Consider the following 12,889-nt stretch of genomic DNA (forward strand, 5'->3'; position numbering starts at 1 on the left):
AGTTCACAATCGCAACCGGTAAAAAAACAAGAATCGTTGCTATTTACATTCGGAGAAGCTGGTTTGAAGCCCCAAGATACGTATTCGCTGAATACGCTCACTACCTCCCTGGCCGCCGCGATAGCGGCCCCCGCGTTGTTCATCAGCCCGTACGCCGCCGCCCAATCCGCGGATTCGGGCGTGACGCAACTTGCGCCCGTGCGCGTGGAGGGTGAGGGGTCGTCGTACCAGACCTCCACGGCGCAGTCGCCGAAGTTCACGGCGCCTCTGCTGGACACCCCGCGCACGGTGCAGGTCGTGCCGAAGCAGGTGATCCAGGACCAGGCCGCGTCCACGCTGCAGGACGTCCTGCGCAACTCGCCCGGCATCACGTTTGGCGCAGGCGAAGGCGGCCGCCCGGGCGGCGACCTGCCCATCATCCGTGGCCAGAACTCCGCCGGCAGCATCTTCCTGGACGGCATCCGCGATTCCAGCACGCAGGTGCGCGACACCTTCAACCTGGAACAGGTCGAAGTCATCAAGGGGCCGGACTCGGTCTACTCCGGCCGCGGCGGCGCGGGCGGCAGCATCAACATGGTCAGCAAGACGCCCAAGGCCACCGACTTCACGGAAGCCACGGCGCAGATCGGCACGGACAACAACTACCGCGCGACGATCGACAGCAACTGGCGCCTGGCCGACAAGGCCGCGTTCCGCTTGAACGTCATGGGCAACAAGGGCGATGCGCCGGGTCGCGACGACGCGGTGGACTTCGAGCGCTGGGGCGTGGCGCCCTCGCTGACCTTGGGCGTGGGCACGCCGACCCGCATCACGCTGAGCTACTACCACTACCAAGACGACAGCATGCCGGATTACTCCATCCCGTATGACCCGAAAACGGGTCAGCCGGTGACGGAGACCATGGGCGTGAGCCGCAAGAGCTTCTATGGCCTGAAGGGCCGCGATTTCATGAAGACCCGCGACGACGTTGCGACGGTGGACTTCCAGCACGACTTCTCCGACAAGCTGCAGCTGCGCAACGTGACACGCTACGGCCGCGGCACGACCGACTTTGCTGCGACCAACCCCGACGACAGCAAGGGCAACATTCCGAATGGCCTGGTGTACCGGGCGCTCAAGTCGGGCTATTACGTCACCAAGAGCTTCGCCAACCAGACCAACCTGACGGGCGAGTTCGATACCGGCAGCCTGAAGCACTCGTTCGACCTGGGCTTCGAGTACAGCAATATCAAGCAAGACAAGGACGGCTACACCGAGTCGGGCGTTCCCGCCGGCACCAGCGGTTGCGTGACTGGCACGGCCAATGGCAAGAACACCTACGCCAACCCGGCGCTGTGCGCTTCGCTGTGGGATCCGGACCCGGGTACTTACTACCCTGGCCATCTGCAGCGCAACAACAATCCCGCGCGCTACAACACGGATACGGTCGCGCTCTACGGCTTCGACACGATCAAGTTCAACGAACAATGGCAGGCCAGCCTGGGCTTGCGCTGGGACAACTACCGCACCAGCGGCAGCAACATCGCCAAGGGCCGGAACGACCCGGCAAGCACCCCGGCGTTCTACAGCACCAGCCGCGAGGACAATCTCTTCAACTACCAGATTGGCTTGGCCTACAAGCCGGCGCCCAACGGCACCATCTACGCGACGTATGGCACTTCGTCCACGCCGTCGGCCATCGCCTCCAGCGCGATCAGCGACGCCGTGTCGGTCTCGAACCAGTCGCTCGAGCCTGAGAAGAGCCGTACGGTGGAACTCGGCACGAAGTGGCAGGTGTTCGATGACCGCCTGACGCTGTCGGCGGCGGCCTTCCAGGACATCCGCAAGAACACCAGCGTGGCCGTTTCGGCCACCGAGACCGCACAGGTCGGCGAAGCCAAGGTGCGCGGCATCGAACTGGGCTTCTCGGGCAGCATCACGCCCAAGTGGAACGTGTTCGGCGGCTACACCTTCATGGACAGCGAAATGACCAAGGGCGCCTACAACAGCGGCGCCGTGGGCCAGGACCTGCCCAATACCCCGCGCAATGCCTTCAGCCTGTGGACCACCTACAAGGTGTTGCCCAAGCTGACGGTCGGCGGCGGCGCCTACTACGTGGACAAGGTGTACGGCAATTCGGACGCGACCAAGAACGCCGACGGCTCGCCCAAGGCGCGCTGGGTGCCTTCCTACTGGCGCTTCGACGCCATGGCCGCGTATGAATTCAACGACCACATGTCGGCGCAGTTGAACGTGCTGAACATTTTCGACGAAACGTACTACACCAAGGCCTATGCGGCGCACTATGCGGCGCTGGGTACTGGCCGGGCTGCGCTGCTTTCGCTGCGCGTGCGGTACTGATACGCCGCTGCAATGAAAAAGCCACCGCGAGGTGGCTTTTTTCATGCTTGGCCGCTGGCTGCGGGCACAGGCGCCGGGCGTGGCGCGATCAGCTCTCGAACCAGTTCAGCACCCCGTCCAGCCCCGACACATTCAGCGCATAACGCGTCTGCTGACGCACCAGCGGCTTGGCGTGGTACGCGACGGGGAAGCCGGCGATGCCCAGCATCTTCAGATCATTGGCGCCGTCGCCCATGGCGATGATCTGCTCCTGGGAGGCGCCGTGCTGGCGGGCGAACTCGCGCAGGTGGGCTTCCTTGGCGTCGGCATCGAGGATGTCGCCCAAGACCTTGCCGGTCAGCACGCCATTGGCGATTTCCAGGGTGTTGGCGTGCGCGCTGTCGAGGTTCAGGCGCTGGCGCAGGCGTTCGGTGAAGAAAGTGAAACCGCCAGAGACCAGCAGCACCTTGATGCCGGCCGCCTGGGCCGTGGTGATCAGGCGTTCGGCGCCGGGGTTCAGACGCAGCTTGTCCGCATAGACCTGTTCCAGCGCATCGGCCGGCACGCCTTCGAGCAGGGCGACGCGGCGGCGCAGGCTTTCGGAAAAGTCCTTGATCTCGCCGCGCATCGCGGCCTCGGTGATTTCGGAGACCTTGTCCTTCAGGCCCGCCACGCCGGCGATCTCGTCGATGCACTCGATGTTGATCAGCGTGGAGTCCATGTCCATGGCCAGCACCTTGCACCCGGACAGCTTCAGGCCTGCGGGCAGGAAGGCGGTGTCGACGCCATGGCGTTCTGCCCAGCCCACGACGTCGGCGCGGGTCGAGTCGTCGTGCTGCACGTCGAGCAGGCGGGCGGCAGTGGCGCTGATGCGCGCGACGCCTTGCGCCTGGGCCAGGGCCGCCAACTGTTCAGCATGTTCCACGGTCAGGCCGGGGGATTGGACGACAAGGTGATGGGTAGTCATAGAAATCAGTGTGGTTTGACGGTTACTTCAAGGCGCGCAGCACGGCGCGCACGGCATCGGCGCGGGCAGGAATCTGCGCGGCCTTGATCTCAACCCGCAATTTATCCTGTCCCGCCAGTTTGATGTGGCGCTGGCGTTGCACCAGTTCGATGATCTTGCCGGGATCGACCGAGGTCTTGGGGCCGAACTGCAGCAGCGCCTGGGTTTCGCTGGCGTCGATCTTGACGATGCCCAGGGGCTGGGCGGCCAGGCGCAGGCGGTGCGTGGCGAGCAGCGTCTGCGCGGCCTCGGGCAGCTTGCCGAAACGGTCGATCAGTTCTTCCTGGATGTGGATCAGATCGTCTTCGTCCGCAGCGTGCGCCAGGCGCTTGTAGATGCCCAGGCGGGCATGGACGTCGGCGCAATAGTCGGACGGCAGCAGCGCCGGGGCGTGCAGATTGACTTCGCAGGCCAGGTTGAAGGGCGCGTCCAGGTCGGGCTCTTCACCGGCGCGCAGCGCGCGCACCGCTTCGTTGAGCATCTCGTTGTACATCGAGAAACCGACTTCCTGGATGTTGCCGGACTGCGAATCGCCCAGCACTTCGCCCGTGCCGCGGATCTCCAGATCGTGCATGGCCAGGTAGAAGCCCGAGCCCAGCTCTTCCATGGCCTGGATGGCTTCCAGGCGCTTCTTGGCGTTGTTGGTGATGGCGTCTTCGCCGGGCGTCAGCAGGTAGGCGTAGGCCTGATGATGCGAGCGCCCGACGCGGCCGCGCAACTGGTGCAACTGGGCCAGCCCGAAGCGGTCGGCCCGGTGGATCACGATGGTGTTGGCGCTGGGCACGTCGATGCCGGTTTCGATGATGGTGGTGCACAACAGCACGTTGTAACGCTGCTGGTAGAAGCCCTTCATCACCTGTTCCAGCTCGCGCTCGGGCATCTGGCCGTGGGCCACGGCGATGCGGGCTTCGGGCACCAGTTCTTCCAGGCGGGCGCGGCGGTTGTGGATGGTCTCGACTTCGTTGTGCAGGAAGTAGCACTGGCCGCCGCGCTTGAGTTCGCGCAAGAGCGCTTCGCGCAGGGTGCTGCCGTCCTCGCGCCGCACGAAGGTCTTGATGGCCAGGCGCTTTTGCGGCGCGGTGGCGATGACGGAGAAGTCGCGTATGCCTTCCAGCGACATGCCCAGCGTGCGCGGAATGGGCGTGGCGGTCAGCGTCAGCACGTCGACCTCGGCGCGCAGCGCCTTCAAAGCTTCCTTCTGGCGCACGCCGAAGCGGTGCTCTTCGTCGATGATGACCAGGCCCAGGCGCTTGAACTTCACGTCCTTGGACAGGATCTTGTGGGTGCCGATGACGATGTCCACGCGGCCGTCGTTGATGCCTTCGATGGCGGCGGAGACTTCCTTGGCCGAACGGAAGCGCGACAGCTCCACGACCTTCACAGGCCAGTCGGCGAAGCGGTCGGAGAAGGTCTGTGCATGCTGTTCGGCCAGCAGCGTGGTGGGGCAGAGCAGGGCGACCTGCTTGCCATTGGCCACGGCCAGGAAGGCGGCGCGCAGCGCGACCTCGGTCTTGCCGAAGCCCACGTCGCCGCAGACCAGACGGTCCATGGGGCGGCCGGAGGTCATGTCGGCGATGACGGCTTCGATGGCGGCGGCCTGGTCGGCCGTTTCCTCGAAGCCGAAGCCCTCGGCGAAAGCCTGGTAGTCGTTGAGCGGCAGGTTGAAGGCGTAGCCTTCGCGGGCGGCGCGCTGGGCGTACAGGGCCAGCAGTTCGGCGGCAGTGTCGCGGACCTGGCGGGCGGCCTTGCGGCGCGCCTTGTCCCATTGGCCGGAGCCCAATTGATGCAACGGCGCGGCCTCCGGATCGGCGCCGCTGTAGCGGGCGATCACGTGCAGCTGCGACACCGGCACGTAAAGCGTGCTGCCGTTGGCGTATTCCAGATGGAGGAACTCCATCCCGCCTTCGCCCATGTCCATGTTGACCAGGCCGTGGTAGCGGCCGATGCCATGCTGCGCATGGACCACTGGGTCGCCCGCGCGCAGCTCGGACAGGTCGCGCACCATGGCTTCGACGTTGCTGGCGCGTTCCTGGTCGCGCTTGCCGCGGCGGCCGGTGGTGGCAAGGCCCGGGTACAGGTCGTTTTCGGTGAGGAAGGCCAGATTGGCCTGGGGCAGCCCGAAGCCTGTGGACAGCGGTGCGGCGACGATGCCGAAATGGGCGTCCGAAGCGAGGAAGGCTTCGATGGTGTCGGGCTGCGCGTCAGGCGTGACGCCGAACTCGTTGAGCATCTGCACCAGGGTCTCGCGCCGGCCGGCGGAGTCGGCGCACAGCAGCACGCGCGTCTGGCCGGCCTGCACCAGCGCGCGCAGCTTGGCGATGGGATCTTCAGAACGCCGCGCCACGCTCACGTCGGGCGCCGCCCGGAAGTCCGGATGCGGCTGGCCGGCAGTCAGCGACAGCCGGCGGAAATCCTTCAGCCGTGCGTAGAGCGTCTCGTTGTCCAGGAACAGTTCGGAGGGCGGCAGCACCGGCCGTTCGCGGTCGCTCTTTAGGAAGCCGTAGCGGCTGGAGGTGTCCTGGTTGAAGCGCTGGATGGCGTCGTCGATGTCGCCCACGGTGACGGTGACCGTGCCTTCCGTCAGGTAGTCGAATAGCGTCGCCGTTTCCTCGAAGAAGAGCGGCAGGTAGTACTCGACGCCAGCGAACGGAATGCCGTTGCCGATGTCCTTGTAGGGCAGCGCGCGCGAGGGGTCGCCCTCGAAGACTTCACGGAAGCGCGCCCGGAAGCGGTTGCGCGCGTCTTCGTCCATAGGGAATTCGCGGCCGGGCAGCAGCTGCACTTCACGCACCGGGTACAGGCTGCGTTGCGTGTCCACGTCGAAGCTGCGGATGGTCTCGATCTCGTCGTCGAACAGGTCCAGGCGGTAGGGCACCACCGAGCCCATCGGGAACAGGTCGATCAGGCCGCCGCGCAGGCAGAATTCGCCGGGCGCCGTTACCTGGGTGACGTGGTTGTAGTTGGCCAGGGTCAGCTGGGCGCGCAGCGCGGCTTCGTTGAGCTTGTCCTTCTGTTTGAAGGAAAAGGTGTAGGCCGCCAGGAAAGAGGGCGGCGCCAGCCGGTACAACGCCGTGGTGACCGGCACCGTCAGCACGTCCACCGACTTGGTCATCAGCGAGTGCAGTGTGTGCAGGCGTTCCGAAATCAGGTCCTGGTGCGGCGAGAAGGCGTCGTAGGGCAGCGTTTCCCAGTCGGGCAGCTGGCGCACACGCAGGTCCGGTGCGAACAGCTGGATTTCCTCGGCCAGGCGCTGGGCCTCGACCGGCTCGGCGGTCAGGATGACCAGCGGCGCCGAGGCCTGCCGCGCCAGGTCCGCCAGCAGCCAGGCGTCGCCGGACCCTGGGGGGCGCGGCTGCGCATAGCGCGCGCCGGCCTTCAGCGCGGACAGGGTGGGGGCCGTAGCGGGGACGGGAGGCGCGAAGGTGGCGGGGGCAGAGGGGGCTGGCATCAGGCTGGGAGCAGGCATCAAGCGGAAGATTATAAAATCACCGCACCATGTCTGCCTCCCTCATTGCAATCGTGCCCGCTGCGGGCGTAGGGGCCCGCGCCAGCCGGCCCGGGCATGAAACCGTGCCCAAGCAGTACCGTCCGCTGTCCGGACAGCCCATGCTGCGCCATGCGGTATGCGCGCTGCTGGCCGATGAACGCATCTCGCAGGTGCGGGTGGCCGTGACGCCTGGAGACGGCTGGGTCGATGCCGCGCTGGCCGGCCTGCCGCGCACGGTGTGGCGCGCCTGCGGCGGCGCGACCCGCGCGGATACCGTGGCGGGCGCGCTGGCCGACAGCGGCGTGGCCGACGATACCTGGGTGCTGGTGCATGACGCCGCGCGCCCCGGGCTGCCAGCAACGGCGCTGGGCCGCCTGATCGACGCCTGCCTGGCGGATCCCGTGGGCGGCCTGTTGGCGCTGCCCGTGGCCGACACCGTCAAGGCCGGCCACGAGCGTGTGGAGCGCACGCTGGACCGCAATGGCCTGTGGCTGGCGCAGACCCCGCAGATGTTCCGGGCCGGCGTGCTGCGCGATGCGCTGACGGCGGCCTCGGTGAGCGGCGCGGCCGTCACCGACGAGGCCTCGGCCATCGAGGCGGCTGGCTATGCGCCGCTGCTGGTGCCCGGCGCCATGCGCAATTTCAAGGTGACGTGGCCGGACGATTTTGAACTGATGGAAAAATGGCTATGAGTATTCCTTTTCGCGTCGGCCAGGGTTTCGACGTGCACGCGCTGGTCGAGGGCCGCCCGCTGATCATCGGCGGCGTCACGATTCCCCACACGCATGGCTTGCTGGGGCATTCGGACGCGGACGTGCTGCTGCACGCCATTACCGACGCGCTGCTGGGCGCCGCCGGCCTGGGCGACATCGGCCGCCACTTTCCGGATACCGACCCGGCCTTCAAGGGCGCCGACAGCCGCGTGCTGCTGCGCGAGGCCATGGCGCGCGTGCGCGCCGCGGGCTGGACGCCGGTGAACATCGATGCCACGCTGCACGCGCAGGCGCCCAAGATCGGTCCGCACGCGCCGGCCATGGTGAAGAACATCGCCGCGGATACCGGGCTGGCCGAGACCGAGGTCAACATCAAGGCCAAGACCAACGAAGGCCTGGGGTACCTGGGCCGCAAGGAAGGCATCGCGGCGACGGTGGTGGCGCTATTGGGGCGGATTTCCTAGCCTGCCGCGGGGCCCGCGGGCAAGGGGCTTTCGCATATTCTCCGTAATTCATTTGGTTTTGATACATCTTTAACAAATGAATAAGCGGGTCGGATTGATCTGGCATATTCTGCGCTACTTCATTTCGACTACTGAGACATTCGGATGCATTTACGTGGCATCGCCCTGGCTTCCATCTTCAGCGCGGTAAGCCTGCCCGCGCATGCGCAGTACGAGCAGCAGCTCGGCCCGCTGGCCGGCGCGGTCAAGCAGCAGATGCTTGAGGGCTGGACCGCCGGCGTGCAGGATGGATGGTTCACCCTGCACAACGCGAACAAGGCCGACAGCGAACAGACGCTGTACATGAATGTCGGGCCGGCGCCGGAATCGGGCCGGGTGACCGACGTCAATGTGGTCGTCAAGTCGCCAAATCCGAAAGCGTCCATCGGCGTGGCACTGAGCAACCGCGCCAACAAGAGCCTGTGCCTGCTCGAACTCACGGCCGACAAGAATACGCTGCTGTTCTGTCTGCAGGGGAAGGATCGCCGCGACATCGCTGCGCTGCCCAACGTAGCGAAGCTGGACGGTACCGACCGCATCAGAGTGGTCGAGCTGCCCGGCGCGGCCCGTTTCATCGTCAACGGCCAGCAGATCGGCGATGTCAGCAATGAGCCCGCCACGGGCGCCGAGCTGGGCATCATGGCCTACGACGTAGGCACCTTCGGCGTTGCCGATTTCAAGATCACGATGACCGGCGGCCAATCCGCAGCGGCGCCGGCGGCCGGCACCTTGCCCGCGCGCGGCGGCAACGCAGGCGGGGGCACGGCGCAAAAGCCCCAGGCGCAGGCTCCGGCCGCTGGACAGGGTGGCGGTGACTACAACCCTGCCTTGCCGGGGGAAGGCCCCTATCCGCGCTTTGGCGGCGACACCATGCGCATTGTGTCGGTGTACATCGGCATCATGCGCAGCATCTTCATGCACGAGTTCGGGCACGCCCTGATCGGCGAGCTGGAGCTGCCCTCGACGGGGGCGGAAGAGGACGCGGTCGATATCTATTCGGCGCTGCAGATCGTCGAGCCGACCATGTATCCGTCGGACAACAAGGAAGTGAACACCATGGCGCAGGACGCGGCAAAGTACGCGGCCTTGCAGTGGTACTACAGCGGCAAGGTGGCCGAGCGCAGGGGGGCCGACGCCTCCTCGGCCTGGCAAGACGAGCACACTGGCGACCTGAAGCGTTTTCGCAACATGCTCTGCATCATGTACGGCGGCAACCCCGCCGTGTTCGAGTCCATTGCCAAACACGTCGGGCTGGAGGACCGGACCCGGGCGCGTTGCGCGGATGAATTCAACAAGCAGAACCGCGCCTGGAACAAGATCCTGGCGCCTCACACGCGCGTGGGCACCTGGACGCCCGAAGGCCAGCAGCCGGCGAATGCGCCCGGCGCGCCGGTGAAGGTGGTGTTCCAGCCGTCCAAGCGCAAGATCGGCAACTTGTTTGCGAACAATCTGTCCGAAGCGATCTCGAACAACATCAAGCTGCTGGGCGAACGCTACGTGCTGCCGCGCCCGGTCAACGTGGTGTTCAAGGACTGCGGCCAGCTCAATGCCTGGTACAGCCCGCGCGAAGGCTCGATCACCATGTGCTATGAGCTGATCGAAAACATCGCGGTGATGATTTCCGACATCGAGATGGGCACCGTGGGCGGCGAGGTCGCTCAGGCAGGGGCGGCTCCGGGCTCGGCTGCGCCGCGGCAGCAGCCGGCGCAACCGGGGCAGGGCCTGCCCGCCAGCGCCATCGACGAGCTGAAGGACTTTGGCGTGCCGGCCACGACCATGCTGTTCACCGCGCCGTACAAGGGGCCGACGCCCAACAAGATCTACCGGGCCCAGGTGATCACGACCGCCGACCTGGTCGGGATGATCAAGAAAGACAAGAATCTCCTCATCGTCGATACCAGCGGGCTGCGCGACACGGTGCCTATCGGCTATCCGCTGACCGATGCGGGTTCGGACGGCAGCGTTACGGATCACCTGCAGCAAGGCTTCGACGCCTGGCTGTTGAAGAACAACGGTGGCGATCGCAAGGCGCCCGTCGTGGTCCTGGGCGCCGGCATGAACGATCGTTCCGCCTACAACGCGGCGCTGCGCGCCGGCACGCTGGGCTGGACCGTGTACTGGTACCGCGGCGGCGTCGAGGCGTGGGTCGCGAACGGCCTGCCCACCACGTCGAGCATGCCGAAGAAATAAACGGTCGGCGACGTAAATAAAAAGCCCGCCTGCGGTTACGCAGGCGGGCTTTTTTTTGCCGGACGGAGGCTTACTTGCCTTGGGCAGCCAGCGCCAGGGCGGCAGCGTTGACCACGGCGGCGATGCGGCCGGCATCGCGCAGCTGCTCGGTCGACAGGCCGTCATTCTTCAGGTTTTCGTAGTGCGAAGCCACGCAGAAGTGGCACTTGCCGATGATGGAGGCCACCAGGGCGAACAGCTCGAAGCGCTTCTTTTCCACGCCGCCGTGGGTGGCGTAGGCGTTCATGCGCAACTGGGCCGGCAGGCTCTTCAATTGGGCGTCGCCAGTCATTTCGACGTACGGATACCAGGTGTTGTTCATGCCCATGAGGGCCGAGGCCGTCAGCGCGGCGTTGGCGTCGCCTTCGGACAGGCCGCTCTTGAAGGCTTCGACCAGCACCGGGCTGCGCGCGGCGTAGGCGGCGGACAGCGCGGCGCCGACGGCATCTTCAGGAGCCAGCGTCGAGCGGGCGATCACGGCGTCCAGATTCAGGCGGATATCCTTGGCCCAATCCGGCAGTTGTTCCTTAATGGTCGTAAGAAATTCCATAGCTTTTACCTATAATCTAGAGCAGTTAAAGCCCAGCGCAGGACCCGCAATCGGGTCCCGGGCCGGGCTGGAAATTACAGCGTGGCGCCGCCAACCGTACGGTTGCACGGGCACAGCTCGTCGGTTTGCAGACCGTCGAGCAGACGCAGAACTTCTTCCGGGTTACGGCCGACGTTCAGGTTGTTCACCGAAACGTGCTGGATCGTGTTGTCCGGATCAACGATGAAGGTGGCGCGCAGGGCAACGCCAGCGCCCTTTTCACGCACACCCAGCTGGTCGATCAGAGCGCCGGTGGTGTCGCCGAACTGGTAGTGACCCAGCTTGTTGAGGTCCGGGTGCTCACGGCGCCATGCCAGCTTGACGAATTCGTTGTCGCTCGAGCCGCCCAGCAGGACGGCGTCGCGGTCTTCGAAATCCTTGGCCAGCTTGTTGAAGCCGACGATTTCGGTCGGGCAAACAAACGTGAAGTCTTTCGGGTAGAAGTAGATGACCTTCCACTTGCCGGGGAACGAGCTTTCGGTGATGTCTTCAAACGCCGACACGCCGTTTTCTTCGTGCTGGTTGAAGCCGGGCTTGACGCCGGTGACCTTGAAGGGTTCGAGTTTGTCGCCAACAGTTTTCATGTTTACTCCCAGTTGTTGGTGGAATTAAGGCTGCGCCTCAAACCTTAATTCTACGCTATGGATTCTCGTTGTCTAATTGATAATTCCTAAACTTTGCTTTGGGCAACTCTATCCTTGCGGTGAGGCCGCCGCCCTCGCGCGGCAGCATGCGCAACGAGCCGCCGACATGCTTGAGCAGGCGTTCGACGATGGCCAGGCCCAGCCCCGCACCGCTGACGCCAGTGCGCGCGGCTTCGCCGCGCGAGAACGGCCGCAACAGGCGGTCGACGTCTTCCGGCGCGATGCCGGGGCCGCGGTCGGACACCTCGATCACGATCATGGAGCCTTCAGCTTGCAGTGTCATGACGAGATGCGCCATGCCATCGGCAGAACGGCCGTAGCGGCGGGCGTTCTCGATCAGGTTGCTGACGATGCGCTTGAGGTCGAGCGCCGTGATGCGGGCGCGCAGGCCCGGCTCCAGCGTGGCGTCCAGCTCCCCGCCCAGGGATGCGGTATGGCTGCGTTCGCGTTCGTAGAGCTCGGCCAGCACCGCGGAGATGTCCGTGGCCAGCTGCGGCAACGTGCCGGCGGGACGCGCGTACTCCATCAACTGGCCGATACTGTGGTCGATCTGGCCCAGGTCTTCGTCGATGGCCTGGCGGGCGTCCTCGGATACGCCGCTCAACTCGATCTCCAGCCGCATGCGCGCAAGCGGCGTGCGCAGGTCGTGCGAGATACCCGCCAGCATCAGCTCGCGGTCGGCCTCCGCCTGTCTGAGGTCCTTGGCCATGCGGTTGAACGAGGCGTTCAGGTCGCGGATTTCCAGTGGTCCCTGCTCGGGCAGGGCGGCGGGAGTTTCGCCCCGCGACAGCACCTGGGCGGCCCGGGCCAGCCGCGACAGCGGCCGGTTGACGAAGCCCACGCTGACTGCGGCGCCCACCAGCGACAGCAATAGCGCCGTGGCGCCCCAGCCCAGCCATTCGATCCCGCCCGTCAGGCCGATCTGCTCGCGCTCGAACACCAGCCAATACAGGTCTTTTTCTATCTGGAAGCTGACCCAGAAGCCGGGTACCTGGTTGACGCCCCAGGCAATCTGCGTTTCCGGGCCGAAGCGCGTGCGGATGTGCTGGGCAACGCGTTGCCAGTAATCGTCGTCGGGGAGGGCTTCGGCGAAGTCGGTGACTTCGCGCGGATAGACCTGGATGCCTTCGTTGGTGGCCAGATCCAGCAGCAGCTTGCTGCGCTCGTCGTTATGCGAGTAGATCAGCGCGGTGCGCGTGATATTGACGGCCGTGATCACCCGCTGCGCCATTTGATTGGCGCGCGGTCCCAGCTCCATGCTGAAGAATACTTGTAGCCACGCGCCCAGGCTGACGAGCATCAGCGCGGCGAGCAACAGGAACGTGCGGCCGAACAAGCCGAGCCGCAAACGTGATGTCAGGTTCCTGAAGGTTCTGCGCAAGCGGGGCACGAGGCTGCG

At 65.5% G+C, this 12,889-nt stretch carries 9 protein-coding genes; 4 read left to right on the forward strand and 5 right to left on the reverse strand.

Annotated features, from left to right (window positions below; genetic code table 11):
• Window positions 1-63 precede the first annotated feature (63 nt).
• Window positions 64-2,340 (forward strand): TonB-dependent siderophore receptor, encoded by a 2,277-nt coding sequence (locus IB259_RS19085; RefSeq protein ID WP_054450500.1) that lies wholly within the window; start codon window positions 64-66, stop codon window positions 2,338-2,340.
• An 88-nt stretch (window positions 2,341-2,428) separates the two neighbouring features.
• Here IB259_RS19085 and serB read toward each other — a convergent pair whose 3' ends face one another.
• Together serB and mfd are read right to left on the reverse strand one after the other, a co-directional pair.
• Entirely contained in the window at window positions 2,429-3,286 is an 858-nt protein-coding gene (serB, locus tag IB259_RS19090; protein WP_175213932.1) for a phosphoserine phosphatase SerB, read from the reverse strand.
• Between the two features lie 22 nt (window positions 3,287-3,308).
• Window positions 3,309-6,791, reverse strand: coding sequence for a transcription-repair coupling factor (gene mfd / locus IB259_RS19095; protein WP_175159647.1), 3,483 nt, complete (start codon window positions 6,789-6,791; stop codon window positions 3,309-3,311).
• Between the two features lie 29 nt (window positions 6,792-6,820).
• On the opposite strand from mfd, the gene ispD reads away from it, so the two are divergent.
• The 3 genes from ispD (at window position 6,821) to IB259_RS19110 (ending at window position 10,218) form a co-directional block, all read left to right on the forward strand.
• Complete coding sequence (ispD, locus tag IB259_RS19100; RefSeq protein WP_054450509.1) at window positions 6,821-7,504, forward strand: 2-C-methyl-D-erythritol 4-phosphate cytidylyltransferase; 684 nt, start codon at window positions 6,821-6,823, stop codon at window positions 7,502-7,504.
• A complete protein-coding gene (gene ispF / locus IB259_RS19105; RefSeq protein ID WP_054450511.1) occupies window positions 7,501-7,989 on the forward strand; it encodes a 2-C-methyl-D-erythritol 2,4-cyclodiphosphate synthase in 489 nt (162 codons plus the stop codon). Before ispD ends, ispF begins: the two co-directional genes overlap by 4 nt.
• A gap of 144 nt (window positions 7,990-8,133) precedes the next feature.
• Window positions 8,134-10,218 (forward strand): DUF4344 domain-containing metallopeptidase, encoded by a 2,085-nt coding sequence (locus IB259_RS19110; protein ID WP_192329912.1) that lies wholly within the window; start codon window positions 8,134-8,136, stop codon window positions 10,216-10,218.
• A gap of 70 nt (window positions 10,219-10,288) precedes the next feature.
• On the opposite strand, the gene IB259_RS19115 is transcribed toward IB259_RS19110, so the two are convergent.
• The 3 genes from IB259_RS19115 to IB259_RS19125 all read right to left on the reverse strand — a co-directional run bounded on the left by IB259_RS19115 (window position 10,289) and on the right by IB259_RS19125 (window position 12,880).
• On the reverse strand, window positions 10,289-10,807 hold the full coding sequence (locus tag IB259_RS19115; protein ID WP_042796792.1) for a carboxymuconolactone decarboxylase family protein: 519 nt from the start codon (window positions 10,805-10,807) through the stop codon (window positions 10,289-10,291).
• A 74-nt stretch (window positions 10,808-10,881) separates the two neighbouring features.
• Window positions 10,882-11,430 (reverse strand): peroxiredoxin, encoded by a 549-nt coding sequence (locus IB259_RS19120; RefSeq protein WP_006389231.1) that lies wholly within the window; start codon window positions 11,428-11,430, stop codon window positions 10,882-10,884.
• 55 nt (window positions 11,431-11,485) lie between these two features.
• Entirely contained in the window at window positions 11,486-12,880 is a 1,395-nt protein-coding gene (locus IB259_RS19125; protein ID WP_059374934.1) for an ATP-binding protein, read from the reverse strand.
• Window positions 12,881-12,889 lie beyond the last annotated feature (9 nt).

Origin of the sequence: Achromobacter sp. ACM04, assembly GCF_014851465.1 — a bacterium.
Classification (GTDB): domain Bacteria; phylum Pseudomonadota; class Gammaproteobacteria; order Burkholderiales; family Burkholderiaceae_B; genus Achromobacter; species Achromobacter aegrifaciens.

Coding starts and splice junctions, on each gene's coding strand:
- mfd (WP_175159647.1), bottom strand. CDS start 6,791: ATGCCTGCTCCCAGCCTGATGCCAGCCCCCTCTGCCCCCGCCACCTTC.
- serB (WP_175213932.1), bottom strand. CDS start 3,286: ATGACTACCCATCACCTTGTCGTCCAATCCCCCGGCCTGACCGTGGAA.
- IB259_RS19115 (WP_042796792.1), bottom strand. CDS start 10,807: ATGGAATTTCTTACGACCATTAAGGAACAACTGCCGGATTGGGCCAAG.
- ispF (WP_054450511.1), top strand. CDS start 7,501: ATGAGTATTCCTTTTCGCGTCGGCCAGGGTTTCGACGTGCACGCGCTG.
- ispD (WP_054450509.1), top strand. CDS start 6,821: ATGTCTGCCTCCCTCATTGCAATCGTGCCCGCTGCGGGCGTAGGGGCC.
- IB259_RS19120 (WP_006389231.1), bottom strand. CDS start 11,430: ATGAAAACTGTTGGCGACAAACTCGAACCCTTCAAGGTCACCGGCGTC.
- IB259_RS19110 (WP_192329912.1), top strand. CDS start 8,134: ATGCATTTACGTGGCATCGCCCTGGCTTCCATCTTCAGCGCGGTAAGC.